This window comes from Streptomyces sp. NPDC111656 (assembly GCF_055656965.1).
On record NZ_JBVKCA010000004.1, the window covers coordinates 578094 to 594722 of the forward strand.

A 16629-nucleotide genomic window follows, 5' to 3' on the forward strand; every position below is an offset into this window, starting at 1 on the left:
CCTGCCCATCTCTAAGCTGACGGCGTATCAAGTACGTAACCTGGGCAGGGTGGATAGAACTAGGCGCAGCCTCACCGAGGCCAACCTCAAAGCGCTGGCGGGCGCCCGTTCCTTCGAGCGTGGGCTCGGGTACCTCGATGCGGTGTCCGGGGTCGAGGTCGGTGACGGCTGGGTCACCGCGATCGTCCATGGGACGGAGCGGTACGAGGTAGAGCTGCGCTTGGACGGGCCCGGCGGCGAGTGTGATTGCCCGTACGGTCTGGAGGGCAACTTCTGCAAGCATTTGGTTGCTCTCGGTCTGACCGTGATCGCCCAGGCTGAGAGCCTGCCGCGGCAGCGCGAGGCGGCCAGGACCCGTGTGCGGGACCTTGACGTCTGGCTGTCCGGCCTTTCCAAGGACGAGTTGCTTGCCCTGGTGCGGGAACAGATCGACGAGGATCGGCAGTTGCGGCGTCGGCTGGAGCTGCGGGCCGCGAGTGTGCGCGGGGATCTCGCCGCGGTCCGGGCGCGCGTCCGTGAGCTGCTCGACATCGGCCCGTTCGCGCAGTACGGGTACGTCGAGTACGCCGATGCCCGCGCCTACGCCGACCAGGCCGGGCAGGCGGTGTCCGCGATCGGGGCGCTCACCGGCTCGGGGCGGGCCGCCGACGCGATCACCGTGGCGCGGGAGGCGATGCGGCTGCTGGCCGAGGCGGTGGAGAGCGTCGACGACTCCGACGGAGGGCTCGGGCAGGTCGGCGCGGCCCTCGTCGGCGCCCATCTCGACGCGTGCCGTGTGGCGCGCCCCGACCCGGAGGAGTTGGCCCGCTGGCTGGTCGGCCATGTGCTCGGCGACGTTGACGGCATCACCGATATCGATCCGCGCGACTATGTCGATGTCCTTGGCGAAGGTGGGATGGACGTCCTGCGAGAGCTGGCGACCCGGGCATGGCGGCGCAAGCGCACCGGCTGGGCGGAGAAGTACCTCATGGAGCGGCTGGCCAAGGCGGGAGGCGACGTCGACGCGGTGATCGCCGTGCACGCGGCCGACCTCGCGGCGAACGGCCATACGCATCTGGTCATCGCCCGCGAGCTGGACTCCGCGGGACGCTCCGACGAGGCGCTGCTCTGGGCGGAACGCGGCGTCCGGGAAGCCCGGGACCTCGGCGCCGTCGACACCGCCCTCGTCGACGATCTCTGTGAGCGTTACGCGCGGGCGGCCCGGCTCCCCGACGCCGTCAGCCTGCGCCGCGACCACTTCGGTGCCCGCCGCACCCTGCTGGCCTACCAGCAGTTGCGCGCCGCCGCGCGGGCCGCCGACTGCTGGCCGGCCGAACACGTGGGTGCGCTGGCGTTGTTGCGCGAGGACGCGGGGCGGCGGCACGGGGGTTGGTACGGGGGGCCCGTCCTGGTTGACGCCCTGCTCGACGACAAGGATGTCGAGGCCGCTTGGCAGGCCGCCGCCGAAGCAGGTGCTCATGACCGGCAGTGGCTCACACTCGCCGACCAGGCTTGCGCAGTCCGTCCCGCCGACGCGCTCGGCGTTTACCTGCGCCTGGCCGAGCCGCTGATGCAACAGACCGGCAACGCGGTGTACGAGCAGCTCGTCAGCCTGCTGCTCGGCATGCGCGACTGTCATCGCCGCCTGGGCACACCGGAGGAGTTCAGCGCGTATGTCACCGCCCTGCGCACCACCCAGAAACGCAAGCGGAACCTCATGCGCCTGATGGAACAACACAGTCTGTGAGGACTGACTGACCCGGCGCCGATGTACATGCGGGCGACGTGAGGGTCCCCGGCAGTACGCGACCAGCATGCCCGCGCCCTGGGTGGTGGCGTCAGCCCGAGGTGCCCCGGTCGGCCTCCTGGCCCCCCGCCGCCCACGACGCAAGGAACCGCAGGCCCTCCTCGGTGGAGGTGTCGGGGGTGGCGGTCCAGATGATGAGTTGTTGGTCGGGGTCGGTGCCGGCGGTGAGGGTGTCCCATTCGAGGACGAGGGTGCCGGCGATCGGATGGTTGAGGGTCTTGGTGCCGGTGGTGCGGGCGGCCACGTGGTGGGCGGACCACCAGCGGCGGAAGTCGGGGTCCTGCTCGGAGAGGTCGTTCACGAGGGTGGTGAGGCGGGGGGAGCCGGCGTTGTGAGCGGCCTCCATGCGGAGTTGGGCGACCGTTGTGCGGGCCGTGGTCTCCCAGTCCGCGTACAGCTTGCGCATGGCGGGGGTGAAGACCATTCGGGCGTAGTTGCGTTCCTCGGCCGGGAGTTGGGCGAAGTCGCCTATCAGGGCGGCGGCCAGGGGGTTCCAGGCCAGTACGTCCATCTGGCGGCCCAGGACCATGGCGGGGATGGAGATGAGGTCGTCGAGCAGGCGCTGCAACTGTGGTTGGACCTTCTGCACGCCTTGCGGGCGCGGGCGCGCGGGTTCCTTGCCGGCCAGTTCGAACACGTAGGCGCGCTGGTCCTCGTCCAGGTCCAGGACGCGGGTGATGGCGTCCAGGACGGGCTCGGACGCCTGGATGCGGCCCTGTTCCAGGCGGGTGTAGTGGTCGGTGCTGATCGCGGCCAGCATGGCCACTTCCTCCCGGCGCAGGCCCGGCACCCGCCGGACGGTCCCGCCGGGCAGCCCCACGGAACGGGGGGTGAGCTCCGCGCGCCGGGCCCTGAGGAATTCGCCCAGTTCGGTGGATGCGTTGCGCGTCATGGCCCCTATTTTCGCAACTTTCGCAGGAACCCGGGGGAGCGACCCTGGAGGGGGCTTCAGGAGTGGGGTTCGGAGAGTGCGTGTGTCGCCGTGGTCAGGAAGTCGGTCAGGTGTCCGTCGCGGCGGCCCTCGAGTACGGCTAGGCAGATCTCGGTCGGTGGGACGTCGGTCACCGGGCGGTTCACGAGGTCGGGGCGTGAGTAGGAGCGGGCGACGCTGCGTGGCAGAAGTGCTATGCCGCGTCCGGCCGCGACCAGTTCGAGTTTCTCCTCCACCGTCGCGGTGCGGCGCGCCTGGAAGTCCAGGATCGTCTCGCCGTCGAGGGCGGCCAGGGTCAGGCGGCGGCGGGACGCCAGGGGGTGGGTGGTGGGGAGGCATACGACCTTCGGTTCGCTGCCCACCGGGATGGTGTGTATCCCCTCCACGTCGAAGGGGTGGCGCAGGAACCCGACGTCGGCCCGGCCGTCCCGGAGCGCCTCGCCCTTCTCGTACCAGTTCAGGTGGAGCAGTTCGATCTCGACGTCGGGGTGGGTCCGGGTGAACGCGCGGACCGCGGGGGAGACGCTCAGACCGGGGGCGAAGCCGACGACCAGACGGTCCTCGCGGGCGGCGCCGTGCACCCGGCGGGTGGCGGCCTGCGCGGCGGCCAGTACGCCCGGCGCGTCTTCGTAGAGTTGTCGGCCGGCCGGGGTCAGACGCACGCTGCGGGTCGTACGTACCAGCAGCGCGCAGCCCAACTCCTGTTCCAGCGCCCGGATCTGACGGCTCAGCACGGGCTGTGCGATGTGCAGTTGTGCGGCGGCGCGGCCGAAGTGCTCGTGCTGCGCGACGGCCGTGAAATACCGCAGTTTGCGCAGGTCCAGATCCATGCCCTGAGGGTATCAATGTGCCCGAAGAGGTATTGGACGCGTGATGTGCCGCGAGCGCAGAGTGACCGGGTGTGGTGTTCGGGCAGCCCGTTCGCCGTTCCTCAGGAGGTTCCTTTTCGTGATCGTCATCACTACGCCCACCGGGCAGATCGGCCGCCAGGTTCTCGACATCGTCCTGGACAACGTTCTCGGTGGAGGGGAGTTGGTTCGGGTGATCGCGCGTGATCCCTCCCGGCTCTCGCCGCGGGTGCGCGAGCGGGTCGAGGTCGTGGTCGGCTCGCACGGCGACCCCGACGTCGTCGACGCGGCGTTCGCCGGAGCGGACAGCGTCTTTTGGCTGGCGCCGCCGAATCCGCGGGCCGCGCGGGTCGAGGACGTCTATGTGGACTTCAGCGGGCCCGCTTGCGACGCCTTCAAGAGGCGGGGGGTTCGGCGGGTCGTGGGGATCTCGGCCCTGGGGCGCGGGGTGCCCGGCAACGCCGGGCTGGTGTCGGCGTCCCTGGCGATGGACGACCTGATCGCGGGCACGGGGGTGGGCTATCGGGCGCTGACTTTGCCCTCGTTCATGGACAACCTGCTGCGCCAGGTCGAGGCGATCAGGAGCGAGGGCGTGTTCTTCCAGCCCGTCGCCGGCGATCTCAAGGCGCCGACCTGTGCCACCCGCGACATCGCCGCCGTGGCCGCCGGGCTGCTGCTCGACCACTCCTGGAGCGGACAGGGCGAGGTCCCGGTGCTCGGGCCCGAGGACCTGTCCTTCGAGGACATGGCGCGGATCATGTCCGAGGTGCTGGGGAGGCAGGTGCGGTTCCAGTACGTTCCCGTCGAGTCGTTCAGGGACACGCTGACGCGGCGCGGGATGTCCGAGGCGATGGCGCAGGGCATGGTGGACATGGTGACGGCCAAGGACCGTGGCCTCGACAACGCCGAGCCGCGCACCCCGGAGGCCACCACCCCCACCACGTTCCGACAGTGGTGCGAGGAGATCCTCAAGCCCGCTGTTCTCGCCTGACGGCTGCGACGCACGAGGGCCGCAACGCACAAGGGCCGGGCGGCGGCCCCGAGTCTTCGGGCGCGCCGTCCGGCCCTCCCGCGTCCGGCGGTCAGGCCTCGCGTACCTCCTCCAGGCGTACGGGACGGTGCTCGGCCAGCGAAAGGGCGCACGCCTCGGCGATCCAGCCGGCCTCGATGGCGTCCGCGACCGTGCACGGCGACGTGGCGCGGCCCGCGACGACCTCCGTGAAGGCGGTGAGTTCGGCGCGGTAGGCGGGGGCGAACCGGTCCATGAAGAAGTCGTGCGGCGGGCCCGCCGGGAAGGTGGCGCCCGGCTCGACGGAACGCAGCGGCAGCTTGTCCTCCAGGCCCACGGCGATGCTGTCGCGCATGCCGTGCAGTTCCAGGCGGACGTCGTAACCCCGCGCGTTGTGACGGGAGTTGGAGACCAGGGCGATGGTGCCGTCGTCGAGGGTGAGGATCGCGGACGCGGTGTCGACGTCACCCGCCTCGGCGATGTACTCGGCACCCCGGTTGCCACCGGCCGCGTACACCTCGACCACCTCGCGGCCCGTGACCCAGCGCACGATGTCGAAGTCGTGCACGCCGCAGTCACGGAAGATGCCCCCGGAGACCGCGACGTACGCGGCGGGCGGCGGCGCCGGGTCCAGCGTGGTGGACCGTACGGTGTGCAGCTTGCCGAGTTCGCCGCTCACCACGGCCTTGCGGGCGGCCACACAGCCCGCGTCGAAGCGCCGGTTGTAGCCGATCTGCACCTCGACACCGCTGTCCCGGACGCTTTCCAGCACGTCGAGGCTCTCCTCGACGGTCCGCGCCACCGGCTTCTCGCAGAACACCGGGATGCCCGCCTTGACCGCGGCGAGGATGAGCGCGGGGTGCGCGTCGGTGGCGGCCGCGATGACGATGCCGTCGACCCCGGCGGCGAGCACCGCTTCGGGGGAGTCCACCGCCGTCGCCCCGAACCGCTCCACCGCCGCCGCGGTGGCCGCCGCCACCGGGTCGCTGACGACGAGGGTGTCCACCGCGTCGAGTCCGGCGAGGGTCGCCGCGTGGAAGGCGCCGATCCGGCCCAGTCCCAGGATGCCGATACGCATGAGATTGCTCCTAAAGCCAGTGAGGGTGCGCCCGCCGAGGGAGGGGCGAGGGGGAGGAGGTGGGGAGAGGGGGAGAGGGGGAGTGCGGTTAGGGACAGGGGGTCAGTCGAGTCCGCCGAAGACGATCTGGTCCCAGTCGATGACCGAGCCCGTCACCACGCCACTGCGGTCGGAGAGCAGGAAGACGACGAAGTCGGCGATCTCGTCGACCTGGCCCAGCTTGCCCATCGGCTGGGTCTTCGCCGCCTCCTCGCGCCAGTCGTCGCCCGCGCCGTGGAAGGTGCGCTGGGTCTCCTCCTCGCCCTCGGTGTCCGTCCAGCCGATGTTGAGGCCGTTGATCCGGACCCGGTCCCAGCGGTGCGCGTGGGCGGCGTTGCGGGTGAGGCCCATGAGCCCGGCCTTGGCGGCGACGTACGGGGCGAGGAAGGACTGCCCGCCGTGCGCGGCGGACGTGATGATGTTGACGACGGTCCCCGGCGCCCCGCGGTCCACCAGGTGCTGGACGGCGGCCTGCATCGCGAAGAACGGCGCCCGCAGATTGATCGCCACATGCGCGTCGAACAGTTCCGGCGTGGTGTCCAGGAGCGTGCCGCGTGACGTCAGCCCGGCCGCGTTCACCAGGCAGTCGATCCGCCCGTGGGCGGCCACGACCTGCTCGACACTGCCACGCGCCTGCCCGGGATCGGTCAGATCGGCCCGTACGAACGTGGCGCCGGTCTCAGCGGCGAACTTCTCGCCGAGCTCGGTGCGGCGCCCGGTGAAGGCGACCGTGGCGCCCTCGCGCAGCGCCGCGCGCACGATGCCCGCGCCGACGCCCTGGCTGCCACCGTTGACGAGGACGACCTTGTCCTCGAGCAGTTGGTTCATGAGTGTGCTGCCGCCTTCCGGCGCGGAGACATTTCTGCCAGTGTCATGAGATCGGGACCGTCAATCAATCCGCAGAGAACCATCAAAAACCCCTCATTGATCTCCTCGATCTTGATCTCCCCGATCACGGGACGCAGCGAAGGAACCCATGGGACATCCGTATACGATCCGCGAGATCGCCCGGCAGGCCGGTCTGAGCGAGGCGACGGTCGACCGGGTCCTCAACCATCGCGGAGGCGTGCGCGAGAGCACGGCGCGGGAGGTGCAGCAGGCCATCAAGGACCTGGACCGGCAGCGCACCCAGGTCCGCATCGGCGGCCGCACCTTCATGATCGACATCGTGATGCAGACCCCGGAGCGGTTCTCCTCGGCGGTGCGCGACGCCCTGGAGGCCGAACTGCCGTCCCTGCACCCGGCGGTCGTCCGCTCACGGTTCCACTTCCGCGAGACGGACCCCGCGGCGGAGCTGGTGAAGGACCTCGACAGGATCGCCGCGCGCGGTTCTCAGGGAGTGATCCTCAAGGCCCCGGAGGTCCCCGAGGTCACCGCCGCGGTCGGCCGGCTGGTGGCGGCCGGCATCCCGGTGGTCACGCTGGTGACGGATCTGCCCAGCAGCCCGCGGCTGGCGTACGTCGGCATCGACAACCGGGCCGCCGGAGCCACCGCCGCCTACCTGATACGCCAGTGGCTCGCCGACCGTCCGGGCCATGTGCTCGTCACGATCAGCCGGGGGTCCTTCCGCAACGAGGAGGAGCGCGAGATGGGTTTCCGCAGCGGGATGCGCGGCGGCGGGCCCCTGCGCCGACTGGTCGAGGTCACGGACAGCGACGGGCTGGACTCCACCCAGCGGGCCCTGGTCCTGGCGGCTCTGGAGCGGGATCCGGAGATCAACGCCGTCTACTCCATCGGCGGTGGCAACACCGCGACCATCGACGCCTTCGCGGCGCTCGGCCGGGGAGTGCTGGCCTTCGTCGCGCACGACCTGGACCACGACAACACCCGGCTGCTGGCGGAGGGGAAGCTGTCCGCGGTGCTCCACCACGACCTGCGCCAGGACATGCGGCGCGCCTGCCAGACCATCATGCGGGCCCAGCAGGCGCTGCCGGACGAGGGTCCGTTCCTGCCGTCGGCGATCCAGGTGGTGACGCCGTACAACATGCCGCCGTACAACGTGACCGTGCCGTCGGTGTGAGAATCCCCTACCCGCGGGGGACGGATCCCGTACCCGCGGGGACAGGCGGACGTCTACGCCGTCGGGCCCAACGGCTGCCCCGCGGGGCCGCTCTCCCGCGCGTGCGCCGCGCCGCCGATGTCCGTGCCCGCCCAGGACAGCGCCGTCCAGCCGTCCTCGGGGGAGCCGTCCAGGATCACGATGTCGGTGTTGTCCAGCCGGTGTTCGGTCGCGAAGGACATGTCGACGTTGTGCGCCCGAGCCGCCGTCCACACCCGGATCGCGGCGCCGTGGCTGACCATGGCGACGCTGCCCGCGCCGGTCGCCGCGGCCTCCGCGACCACCGCGTCGAAACGGCCCAGCGCCTCGATGCCGTTCTCGCCGCCCGGCATCCGCAGTCCGGTGTCCCCGGCCACCCAGGCGAACGCCGTCGTGAAGTACGTCCTGGCCGCCTCGGTGTCGCCGCGCATCATCTCCAGGTCCCCGGCCTCCAGCTCACGGATGCCGTCCCGTACGACCACCTCGAGGCCGCGGGCGGCCGCCAGCGGGGCGGCCGTCAGCTGGGTGCGGGTCAGCGTGGAGACGTACAGCAGGTCGATGTCCACGTCCGCGAGCGTCTGGGGCAGCGCGGCGGCCTGCTTCTCGCCGAGGTCGGTCAGACCCGGTCCGGGGACGGCGGTGTCCAGGAGGAACGCCACGTTGGACGGGGTCTGGCCGTGGCGGATGAGGATCAGGCGCATACGGTCACCTTCTCAGACGGCGCTACGACGGACGCGGCGGCCCGGGCGGTCAGGGCAAGCCCTGCGGGGAAGAGTCGTGCTGCGGGGCAGAGCCGCCCCGCAGGACGGAGTGGCCCCACAGAGCAGAGCCGCCCCGCAGAGCAGAGCCGCCCCGTGCCCCGGCCGCCCGGCCCCGTGCCTCAGCCGCCGATCGTGAACCAGGTCGCCCGGGACTTCTTCCACTCGGGGTGGGTGAGGTCCTTGGCCTCCGTGCCGTCGCCGTACAGGTCGGCGGAGCCGTCGTCGGTGATCAGCTGGGCGCGGGCGCCGGGAACGGTGAGGTCCGGGACGTCGACGACCGACTCCCAGCCACCCGGGTCCGAGGTGGGCAGGTCGAGCCGCTTGACCGGGGCGTGCGCCGGGTCGCCGTCCCAGGAGTAGAGGGCGTACGGGTCGGAGTTGTCGTCGGCGGCCCAGGAGCCCGCGACGATCAGGTACTGGTTCGCGGCGTTCTTGCGCAGGTCACGCACGGAGAGGCCGCCGAGGTCCAGCTCGATCGGCGTCCCGAAGACAGCCGTGGCGCCGCTGCCGACCACCTTGTCGATGTTCGTGACGGGCACGAGGAGCGCCTTGCCGCCGACGACCGCCGGGGCGAGCGGCGCGCGGAAGCCGAGGTACGCGGTCGTCGTCGACCCCGGCGCGAACTCCAGCCCCTCCACGTTGAACCCGTCGATCTGCTTGGGGACCTGGCCGTCGGCGGTGCCCGCCGCGAAGCCGTAGCGGTCGCCGTGGGCCTCGTCCCAGGCGACGAGGTCGTCGCGGAGCTCGCCGTACGAGCCGCCGTACGACAGCACGGTCGCCGCGCCCGAACCGCTGACCTTGGTGGTGAAGACGGTGTTGCGGGCGGACTTGTACTCGCCGTCCTTGTTGTTGCCCGGTGAGCCCGTCCAGTAGATCGTGTCGCCGACGCGCGTGGCGCCCTCGATGTCGATCTCCTTCGAGACACCGAGGTTCGAGCTGAAGTCCCAGGTCTTCACGGGCGCGCCCGAGGCCGAACGGTCGTACAGGCGCAGGGTGTTGGACTCGTCGTCCGCCACCACCGCATAGCCGCCCCCGACGTCCACGGCGGCGGAGGCGTCGCTGGAACCCGTGAAGTACCTGCTGTTCGCGGCTTGTTGGACGGCGGCCGACGCGGCGTAGTGCAGGGTCTTGGTGGCGGTCTTGCCGTCCACGCCGGTGACCTTCACGGTCAGGTCGGTGTAGCCCCGGCCGCGCGCGGCGACGGCGACCTGGCGGGCGGCGCCGGTGCCGGTGACCGTGACGTCGCCGGTGGTCGCCACGGAGGTCTTGCTGCTCTTGGTCACCGTGACCGTCAGCGCTCCGGCGTCCGCGCCGCTCTGAGCGACCGTCACCTTCACGACCGGATCTCCGCTCGCCCCCACCGCGCCGGACAGATAGGCCGCCGACAGCGACAGCGTCGGCGTCCCGAAACTCGCCGCTCGGGCCTGGCTTCCCAGCCCCGTGACGGCGAGCGCGAGCACCCCACTGGCGACGGCGAGCGTCCTGCGGCCACGGGGGAGAAGGTAGTCCTGCACGGGGACCCTTTCGTCGGCGTGATGTCGACGAGAAGGCTCGGCCGTCCCCACCAACTGTCGACGGCCCGCACGCGTCCACGGGGTGAACAAGTGCGGGCGCGGCTCACGGAGTTGGATCCGTCCCGAGCGATCGCTCCGTGACGCCCGCCAGATGGGTCAGGAAGACCTCGCGCGCGTCCGGCGTCAGGGTGCGCAGGGCGATCAGCGCCGTGATGACGACGTCGCAGAGCTCGGACCGTACGTCGTCCCAGGTGTGGCTGGCACCCTTGCGCGGGTTCTGGCCGGTCGCGCCGATCACCGCCTCGGCGACCTCGCCGACCTCCTCCGACAGTTTCAGGATGCGCAGCAGCAGGCCCTCCTGGCCGCCGTGCGTGCGGTGGGCGTCCAGCCAGGAGTGCAGGCGGTCGATGGATTCCCATACGTCGTCATCAGCCATGGGGCAAGCTTCCCGCACCGACCGTGCGCCCCGGCCCACACGTACCCCCGCTCCTGCGCCTACTCCTCGAACAGAGCCTCCTGCTTGCCCTCGGCCGCCTGACGCACCCTCTTGTTCCGGGCGCCCACCACGGCCAGCGTGGCCGCCGCCGTCACGCCGAGCGCCATGGGGACCATCCAGCCGCGGTTCACGGTGTTGCCGAGCGCGTGGTCCAGCGAGAGGCGGCCGGGGCCCGCCACCGCGAGGCCCGCCGCCGTCAGGGCCAGCTGCGCGGCGTACTCGTAGCCGCCGTTCATCGCGAAGAACCCGTTGGGCAGATGCACCGCGGCCGCGCCCACCATCCCCCCGGCCGCCGCCGCACCCGCCGCGGGGGTCGCGAGGCCCAGCGCCAGCAGGGTGCCTCCGCCGGCCTCGGCCAGCCCCGCCGCCACCGCGCTCGCCTTGCCGGGCGTGTAGCCCATGGCCTCCATGGCGGTCCCGGTCCCCTCGAGGCCGCCCCCGCCGAACCAGCCGAACAGCTTTTGCGTCCCGTGCGCGGCCAGCACGCCGCCCGTGCCCAGACGGAGCAGCAGCAGTCCCAGATCACTTCGGTCGTAACAGGTCACGGTGGCTCCCAGGGCAGACGGACGGCGGCGACGGTCAACGGTCCCTCCCGTGTCTCCACCGTCGCACCGATGACGTGTGACCGACGTGTTCGGGGTGTCGTTCGGGTGGCGGGCGCCCGGGACCGGTGTGAGGGTGACTCCCATGACGATTCAGGTAGCGAAACTCAGCGACCCGGCCGTCCGGGCCTTCGTCACCGCTGTGAACGCCCATGACCGTGACGCCTTCCGGGCCGTCCTCGCACCCGACGCGACCATGTCCGACGACGGTGCCGACCGCGACCTCGCCGACTGGACCGATCGGGAGATCTTCTCCTCCCGCGGCCACATGGAGGTCGACAACGAGTCGAACGGCGGCCGTGCCCTCATCGCCCGCTACAACAACGACACTTGGGGCGAGATGAAGACGAGGTGGAGCTTCATCGTCGACGACGGCGGCAGGATCACCCGCTTCGAGACCGGCCAGGCGTAGCCCGACCGTCCAACTCCATGGCAATTGCGAGGAGTTCCGACCTCGCGAGCATCAACCGCAGCCTGCTGGCCATGGGGCCGCTCACCGTCGCGCAGTCGGCCGAGGCCGACCGTGTGCTGGGACGGGGAGCGGCCCCGGGGCGCGCCTACTGCTGGACGTACTGCTGCTGGGACAGGGGGCGCCGACCCCCTTGCTCGGTCAGGGTGATCTGCCCGGCCTTGATGGTCGCCAGGCGCGGCGCCCGGCGGGCGATCGACGAGTCGTGGGTGACCATGATGAAGGTCAGCCCGTACTCGTGCCACAGCCCTTCCAGCAGACCCATGATGTCGTCGCGGGTGCCCTCGTCGAGGTTGCCGGTCGGCTCGTCCGCGAGGAGTACCTTCGGCTTCTTGACCAGCGCGCGGGCGATGGCGACACGCTGCTGCTGACCGCCCGACAGCTCGCTCGGCGCATGGCCGACGCGGTCGCCGAGGCCGACCGAGCCCAGGGCCTCGGCGGCCCGCCTGCGCCGCTCCGCGGGCTTCACCCCGAGCGGTACGAGCGCGGTCTCGACGTTCTCCTGCGCGGTCAGCGTCGGGATGAGGTTGAACGACTGGAAGATGATGCCGATCTTCTCGGCGCGCAGCCGGGTCAGCTTGGCCTCGCTGATGGAGGCGAGGTCGACGCCGTCCAGCTCGACGCTGCCGGCGGAGGGACGGTCCAGGCCGCCGATCATCTGGAGCAGGGTGGACTTGCCGCCACCCGTGGGGCCCTGGATGACGAGCTGGTCGCCGTCCTCGATGGTGAGGTCGATGCCACGCAGCGCCTCCACCGTGTCCTTGCCCCGCGTGTAGCGCTTGGTGACGCCGGTGAGCTTGTACATGAGGTTCTCCGAAGATGAAGCAGGCGTTGAAGTGGGAGGGGAGAGAGGAAGAGGAGGAAGAGGAGGAAGAGGTAGGGCGCGAACGGGGTCGCCCGAGGGGACTAGGAGACGCTGCGCAGCGCGTCCGCCGGACGCATCCGCGAGGCGCGCCAGCCGCCCATCGCACCGGCGATCAGACCGCCCGCGATGGCCAGGCCCGCGGCGAGCGCGATGGTGGTCACCGAGACCGGCGCGGAGAGCGCGATCTCCATGGTGTTCTTGACCGCCTGCTGCCCGGGACCGCCGCCGCCGGGGCCGCCGCCCATGCCGCCACCGCCGCCACCACCGGTGTTGCCGAGCTCCGCGGTCAGCTTCGGGCTGATCGCCGTCACCGCGTACGCCGCGCCGAGGCCGATGGCGATGCCGAGCGCGCCGCCGATCAGACCGTTCACGACGGACTCGCCGACGACCTGCCGGGTGACCTTGCGGGAGGGCCAGCCGAGCGCCTTGAGGGTGCCGAACTCACGCACCCGGCGGGACACGGCGGAGGAGGTCAGCAGCGCCGCCACCAGGAACGCGGCCACGAGCACCGCGATGGACAGCCACTTGCCGACGCTGGTCGCCAGGTTCGAGGCGGTCGACAGGGAGCCGGAGACGGTGGAGGCGAGGTCGGCGGAGGTGGTGACCGTCGTACCCGAGATGTTCTTCTGGATGGTCGTCTTGACCGTGGTGATCTGCTTGGAGTCGGTCGCCTTGACGTAGATCGTGGTGACCTTGTTCTTCGCGTCGCCCAGCGTCTGCGCCTGCTTCAGCGGCAGGTAGACGTCGGTCGTCGACTCACTGCTGTCCGGCGTCGCGATACCGATGATCGTGTACTTGGTGCCGGAGATCGTGAGGGTCTTGCCGACCGTGTACTTGTTCTCCTTGGCGTACGACTTGCTGAGCACCGCGACCTTCGCGTCGGTCTGCGCCGCGGTGAAGGTCTTGCCCGTGGTGATCTTCGAGGTGGCGAGCGGGCCGAGGTCCTGGTTGGTGACGTCGACGCCCGCGACGGAGTAGGAGTTCACGTCGAAGGAGGCGCCGCCGCCCTGCACCTGGGGCGCTCCCGTGCTGCCGCCGCCCTGGCCGCCGCCGGGGCCGCCCTGCTGGGAGGAGCCGCCGGACCCCGAGGAGGTCGAGGACTTCGCGGTGCCCTGGGTGAAGGAGCCGTCGACCTTGGTGACGTTCAGGCTCAGCGCGCCCACCGCGCTCGCCACGCCCTTCTGCGCGGAGACCTTGGTGACCAGGGAGGAGGCCAGGGACTGTCCGCCCTGCGTCATCACGCGGTCCGAGCTCTGCTTGGTGGAGCTGCTCGACTTGGCGTCGAAGTCGAACTTCGGTCTGCCGGACGAGTTGCTCGAAGGCGCCGCCTGGGCCTTGGTCACCGTCATGTCGGTGCCGAGCCCGTACAGCGACTTCAGGACCTTGTCCTGTGCCTGCTGCATGCCGGCCGACACCGAGTTGACGGTGATGACCAGCGCGATACCGAGCGCCAGACCCATGGCGATCACCAGGGCCGCCTTCTTGCGCCGGCTCAGCTCACGCTTGAGATAGATGCCAAACATCCCGTTCCCCAAAGGTTCTTGGCGCCCGCTGTGGGCGCGGCCACAAGCTATGGAGGAACCTTTGAGCGGGGCTGAGTAAGAGATGTGTGAGAGCTGAGAAAGTAGGGCCCGGAATCAATATTCCGTAAGACAGCTGATTCCTAAGGTCCGGAGGGGCTATTGCCAGGAAACCCCTGTTGGGTGGGGTGCTGAGGGCAGGAGTCGGCCGGACGTACGGGCAGGGGTGTTCCCTTGTCCTGCCTTTGGGTGCGCTGTGGCCTTTCTTTGGGACCCCGACGCGTGGCGACTTCGAGACCCCGGCGTACGGATCCGTGAACTTCTTTTGTACGGTCCCGGGATGCGTGATTCCTCTCCCGTCCCCCCGCGTGCCGCTCGGCTGTCCCGCCGTGCCGTCCTCGGCCTCGCCGCGGCGGTCCCGCTGGCCGCGGCCTCTCCGGCGTCGGCCGCCACGCCCGTGATCGGCGGTGAGCGGCTCGTCCGCGCCGGCGTCCAGGTGCGCGGCGCCGCGGGGCTGCCCAAGCGGCTCACCGCCCGCTCCTGGCTCGTCGCCGACCATCAGAGCGGCGAGGTGCTCGCCTCGTACCACGCGCACACGCATCTGGCGCCCGCCTCCACGCTGAAGATGCTCTTCGCGGACACCGTGCTGAAGAACTTCGAGCGGACCGAGCGGCACCGGGTGACCGACGCCGACCTCGCCGACATCCCCGCGGGCTCCAGCATGGTCGGCGTCAAGCCCGGCATCACCTACACCGTCGAGCAGTTGTGGCTGGGCGTCTTCCTGCGCTCCGGCAACGACGCGGTGCACGTCCTCAGCCACATGAACGGCGGCCTCGCCAGGACGGTCGCCCAGATGCAGGCCAAGGCGCAGGACCTGCAGGCCCTGGACACCCATGTGGTCAGCCCCGACGGCTTCGACCACAAGGGGCAGGTGTCGTCCGCGTACGACCTGACGCTCTTCGCCCGCCACGGCCTCGCGGACGCCGACTTCCGCGCCTACTGCCACACGAAGACCGCGAACTTCCCGGCGGGCGACAAGAAGACCTTCCAGATCCAGAACACCGACCGTCTGCTGACGGGGGCGTGGGGTGTGCCGACGTACGACGGACTCATCGGCGTGAAGAACGGCTACACCAGCAACGCCGGCAACACCTTCACCGGCGCCGCGACCCGTGGCGGGCGGACCCTCCTCGTCACCGTGATGCACCCCAAGAGCGGCGGCAGCGGCGTCTACGAGGAGACGGCCGCGCTGCTCGACTGGGGGTTCAAGGAGGGCGCGAAGGCCCGGTCCGTGGGCACCCTCGTCGATCCGATCAGCGAGGGCGGCGCCTCCGCGGCCCCCACCCGGAAGGCGGCCAAGGCGGCGGCCGGAGCGCCCGCGACGGCCGCGGGCGACGGCGGCTCGTCGTCGTGGGGGCTGGTCGGCGGGGCAGGGGGAGCGGTCGCGCTGCTCGCGGGCGGGGCGTACGCGTGGCGCAGGCGGCGGCGTGTGGTGGGGGACGAGATCGAGGCCCCTGAGGGATGCCGGGAACGTCAGGACGGTCAGGAACGTCACCAGGGCTGACCGCGGTGGCCGCTGGGGGGCGGCCGTTATTGGGACAGCCGTTCCGAGGCCCGGAGCTCACCTCGCGGTCCCACGCGAGGTCCACCCCCACCCGGGCCGCGGAACGGCTGCCACCACCCCCCTCGGTGTGGACCGTGGTCGTACCGAAGTCCTCCACTCCAAGTGTGAAGCTCTGGTGGAGAAGCCACGAGCATAAGCCCGCCACCGGCCCGTACGGTACGGAGGTTCAGCTTCCGTTTGTGTAGGTTGAGCCGTTGACGAGCCGTCGACGAGCTGTCCGGGGCCCGTCAGCCGCGCCCGACGTACGGCATCGCGGTGGCCAGTACCGTCGCGAACTGCACATTCGCCTCCAGCGGCAGCTCGGCCATGTGCCGCACCGTGCGTGCCACGTCCGCCACGTCCATCACCGGCTCGACCGCCGTTTCCCCGTTGGCCTGCAACGCTCCGGTCCGCATGCGCTCGGTCATGTCGGTCGCCGCGTTGCCGATGTCGATCTGACCGCAGGCGATCCGGTACGGACGCCCGTCCAGGGACAGCGACTTGGTCAGCCCCGTCAGCGCGTGCTTGGTCGCCGTGTACGCCACCGACAGCGGGCGGGGCGTGTGCGCCGAGATCGAGCCGTTGTTGATGATCCGGCCGCCCCGCGGGTCCTGCTCCTTCATCTGCCGGTACGCGGCCTGCGCGCACAGGAAGGCGCCGTTGAGGTTCGTGTTCACGACGTGCAGCCATGCCTCGTACGGCAGTTCCTCGACCGGCACACCGCCGGGCCCGAACGTCCCCGCGTTGTTGAAGAGCAGGTCCAGCCGCCCGAAGCGCTCGCGCGCGGCGTCGAACAGGGCCGCCACGTCGTCGGGGCGCGAGACGTCGGTGCGTACGACGAGGGAGGGCGCCTCGGGGACGAGGGCGGCCGTCTCCTCCAGCTTCTCCGGCTTGCGTCCGGCGAGCGCCACCGACCAGCCGGTGCGCATCAGTTCGACGGCCACCGCACGGCCGATGCCGGAGCCCGCGCCGGTCACCACCGCGATCTTCGCCTGCGAGGCGGGCAGGGCGTTCGAGTCGTTGAGGGCATTCATGGGCCCGCAGCGTAATCGGGAGGGGCTGCCGTGCGG

General features: G+C 70.9%; 17 protein-coding genes. 5 read left to right on the forward strand and 12 right to left on the reverse strand.

Going from position 1 to position 16629, the window contains the following annotated elements; genetic code table 11:
* The first annotated feature begins 49 nt into the window (after positions 1 to 49).
* Positions 50 to 1726 carry an SWIM zinc finger family protein gene (locus tag ACZ7M3_RS15995; protein WP_472063809.1) on the forward strand — a complete coding sequence of 559 codons (1677 nt, stop codon included), beginning with the start codon at positions 50 to 52 and terminating at the stop codon, positions 1724 to 1726.
* A 91-nt stretch (positions 1727 to 1817) separates the two neighbouring features.
* Here ACZ7M3_RS15995 and ACZ7M3_RS16000 read toward each other — a convergent pair whose 3' ends face one another.
* Positions 1818 to 2678: a helix-turn-helix transcriptional regulator gene (locus ACZ7M3_RS16000; RefSeq protein ID WP_472063811.1), complete on the reverse strand. Its 861-nt coding sequence runs from the start codon at positions 2676 to 2678 to the stop codon at positions 1818 to 1820.
* A gap of 56 nt (positions 2679 to 2734) precedes the next feature.
* Positions 2735 to 3547 (reverse strand): LysR family transcriptional regulator, encoded by an 813-nt coding sequence (locus ACZ7M3_RS16005; RefSeq protein ID WP_472063813.1) that lies wholly within the window; start codon positions 3545 to 3547, stop codon positions 2735 to 2737.
* A gap of 118 nt (positions 3548 to 3665) precedes the next feature.
* Here ACZ7M3_RS16005 and ACZ7M3_RS16010 point away from each other — a divergent pair, with 118 nt between their 5' ends.
* Complete coding sequence (locus tag ACZ7M3_RS16010) at positions 3666 to 4556, forward strand: NmrA family NAD(P)-binding protein (RefSeq protein WP_472063815.1); 891 nt, start codon at positions 3666 to 3668, stop codon at positions 4554 to 4556.
* 91 nt (positions 4557 to 4647) lie between these two features.
* Here ACZ7M3_RS16010 and ACZ7M3_RS16015 read toward each other — a convergent pair whose 3' ends face one another.
* From ACZ7M3_RS16015 to ACZ7M3_RS16025, 3 genes are all read right to left on the reverse strand, one after another.
* Positions 4648 to 5652 (reverse strand): Gfo/Idh/MocA family protein, encoded by a 1005-nt coding sequence (locus ACZ7M3_RS16015; RefSeq protein ID WP_472063817.1) that lies wholly within the window; start codon positions 5650 to 5652, stop codon positions 4648 to 4650.
* 102 nt (positions 5653 to 5754) lie between these two features.
* Positions 5755 to 6519: an SDR family oxidoreductase gene (locus ACZ7M3_RS16020; RefSeq protein WP_450426820.1), complete on the reverse strand. Its 765-nt coding sequence runs from the start codon at positions 6517 to 6519 to the stop codon at positions 5755 to 5757.
* Positions 6516 to 6647: a hypothetical protein gene (locus ACZ7M3_RS16025; protein WP_472063819.1), complete on the reverse strand. Its 132-nt coding sequence runs from the start codon at positions 6645 to 6647 to the stop codon at positions 6516 to 6518. Before ACZ7M3_RS16025 ends, ACZ7M3_RS16020 begins: the two co-directional genes overlap by 4 nt.
* A gap of 20 nt (positions 6648 to 6667) precedes the next feature.
* Here ACZ7M3_RS16025 and ACZ7M3_RS16030 point away from each other — a divergent pair, with 20 nt between their 5' ends.
* The gene (locus tag ACZ7M3_RS16030; RefSeq protein WP_351293217.1) at positions 6668 to 7711 is read left to right on the forward strand and encodes a LacI family DNA-binding transcriptional regulator; all 1044 of its coding nucleotides are present in this window, start codon (positions 6668 to 6670) and stop codon (positions 7709 to 7711) included.
* Positions 7712 to 7764: 53 nt separating this feature from the next.
* On the opposite strand, the gene ACZ7M3_RS16035 is transcribed toward ACZ7M3_RS16030, so the two are convergent.
* The 4 genes from ACZ7M3_RS16035 to ACZ7M3_RS16050 all read right to left on the reverse strand — a co-directional run bounded on the left by ACZ7M3_RS16035 (position 7765) and on the right by ACZ7M3_RS16050 (position 11045).
* Entirely contained in the window at positions 7765 to 8430 is a 666-nt protein-coding gene (locus ACZ7M3_RS16035; protein WP_261684370.1) for a histidine phosphatase family protein, read from the reverse strand.
* Positions 8431 to 8609: 179 nt separating this feature from the next.
* Positions 8610 to 10004, reverse strand: coding sequence for a hypothetical protein (locus ACZ7M3_RS16040; protein ID WP_472063821.1), 1395 nt, complete (start codon positions 10002 to 10004; stop codon positions 8610 to 8612).
* Positions 10005 to 10107: 103 nt separating this feature from the next.
* Positions 10108 to 10440: a MazG-like family protein gene (locus ACZ7M3_RS16045; protein ID WP_472063823.1), complete on the reverse strand. Its 333-nt coding sequence runs from the start codon at positions 10438 to 10440 to the stop codon at positions 10108 to 10110.
* A 59-nt stretch (positions 10441 to 10499) separates the two neighbouring features.
* Positions 10500 to 11045 (reverse strand): DoxX family protein, encoded by a 546-nt coding sequence (locus ACZ7M3_RS16050; protein ID WP_472063825.1) that lies wholly within the window; start codon positions 11043 to 11045, stop codon positions 10500 to 10502.
* Positions 11046 to 11187: 142 nt separating this feature from the next.
* On the opposite strand from ACZ7M3_RS16050, the gene ACZ7M3_RS16055 reads away from it, so the two are divergent.
* Entirely contained in the window at positions 11188 to 11514 is a 327-nt protein-coding gene (locus ACZ7M3_RS16055; protein ID WP_452967399.1) for a nuclear transport factor 2 family protein, read from the forward strand.
* A gap of 145 nt (positions 11515 to 11659) precedes the next feature.
* On the opposite strand, the gene ACZ7M3_RS16060 is transcribed toward ACZ7M3_RS16055, so the two are convergent.
* Together ACZ7M3_RS16060 and ACZ7M3_RS16065 are read right to left on the reverse strand one after the other, a co-directional pair.
* On the reverse strand, positions 11660 to 12376 hold the full coding sequence (locus ACZ7M3_RS16060) for an ABC transporter ATP-binding protein (RefSeq protein ID WP_472063827.1): 717 nt from the start codon (positions 12374 to 12376) through the stop codon (positions 11660 to 11662).
* 101 nt (positions 12377 to 12477) lie between these two features.
* Positions 12478 to 13959 (reverse strand): ABC transporter permease, encoded by a 1482-nt coding sequence (locus ACZ7M3_RS16065; RefSeq protein ID WP_472063829.1) that lies wholly within the window; start codon positions 13957 to 13959, stop codon positions 12478 to 12480.
* A 337-nt stretch (positions 13960 to 14296) separates the two neighbouring features.
* Here ACZ7M3_RS16065 and ACZ7M3_RS16070 point away from each other — a divergent pair, with 337 nt between their 5' ends.
* Positions 14297 to 15520: a D-alanyl-D-alanine carboxypeptidase family protein gene (locus ACZ7M3_RS16070; RefSeq protein WP_472063831.1), complete on the forward strand. Its 1224-nt coding sequence runs from the start codon at positions 14297 to 14299 to the stop codon at positions 15518 to 15520.
* 287 nt (positions 15521 to 15807) lie between these two features.
* Here ACZ7M3_RS16070 and ACZ7M3_RS16075 read toward each other — a convergent pair whose 3' ends face one another.
* Positions 15808 to 16593 carry an SDR family oxidoreductase gene (locus ACZ7M3_RS16075; protein WP_472063833.1) on the reverse strand — a complete coding sequence of 262 codons (786 nt, stop codon included), beginning with the start codon at positions 16591 to 16593 and terminating at the stop codon, positions 15808 to 15810.
* Positions 16594 to 16629: the final 36 nt, after the last annotated feature.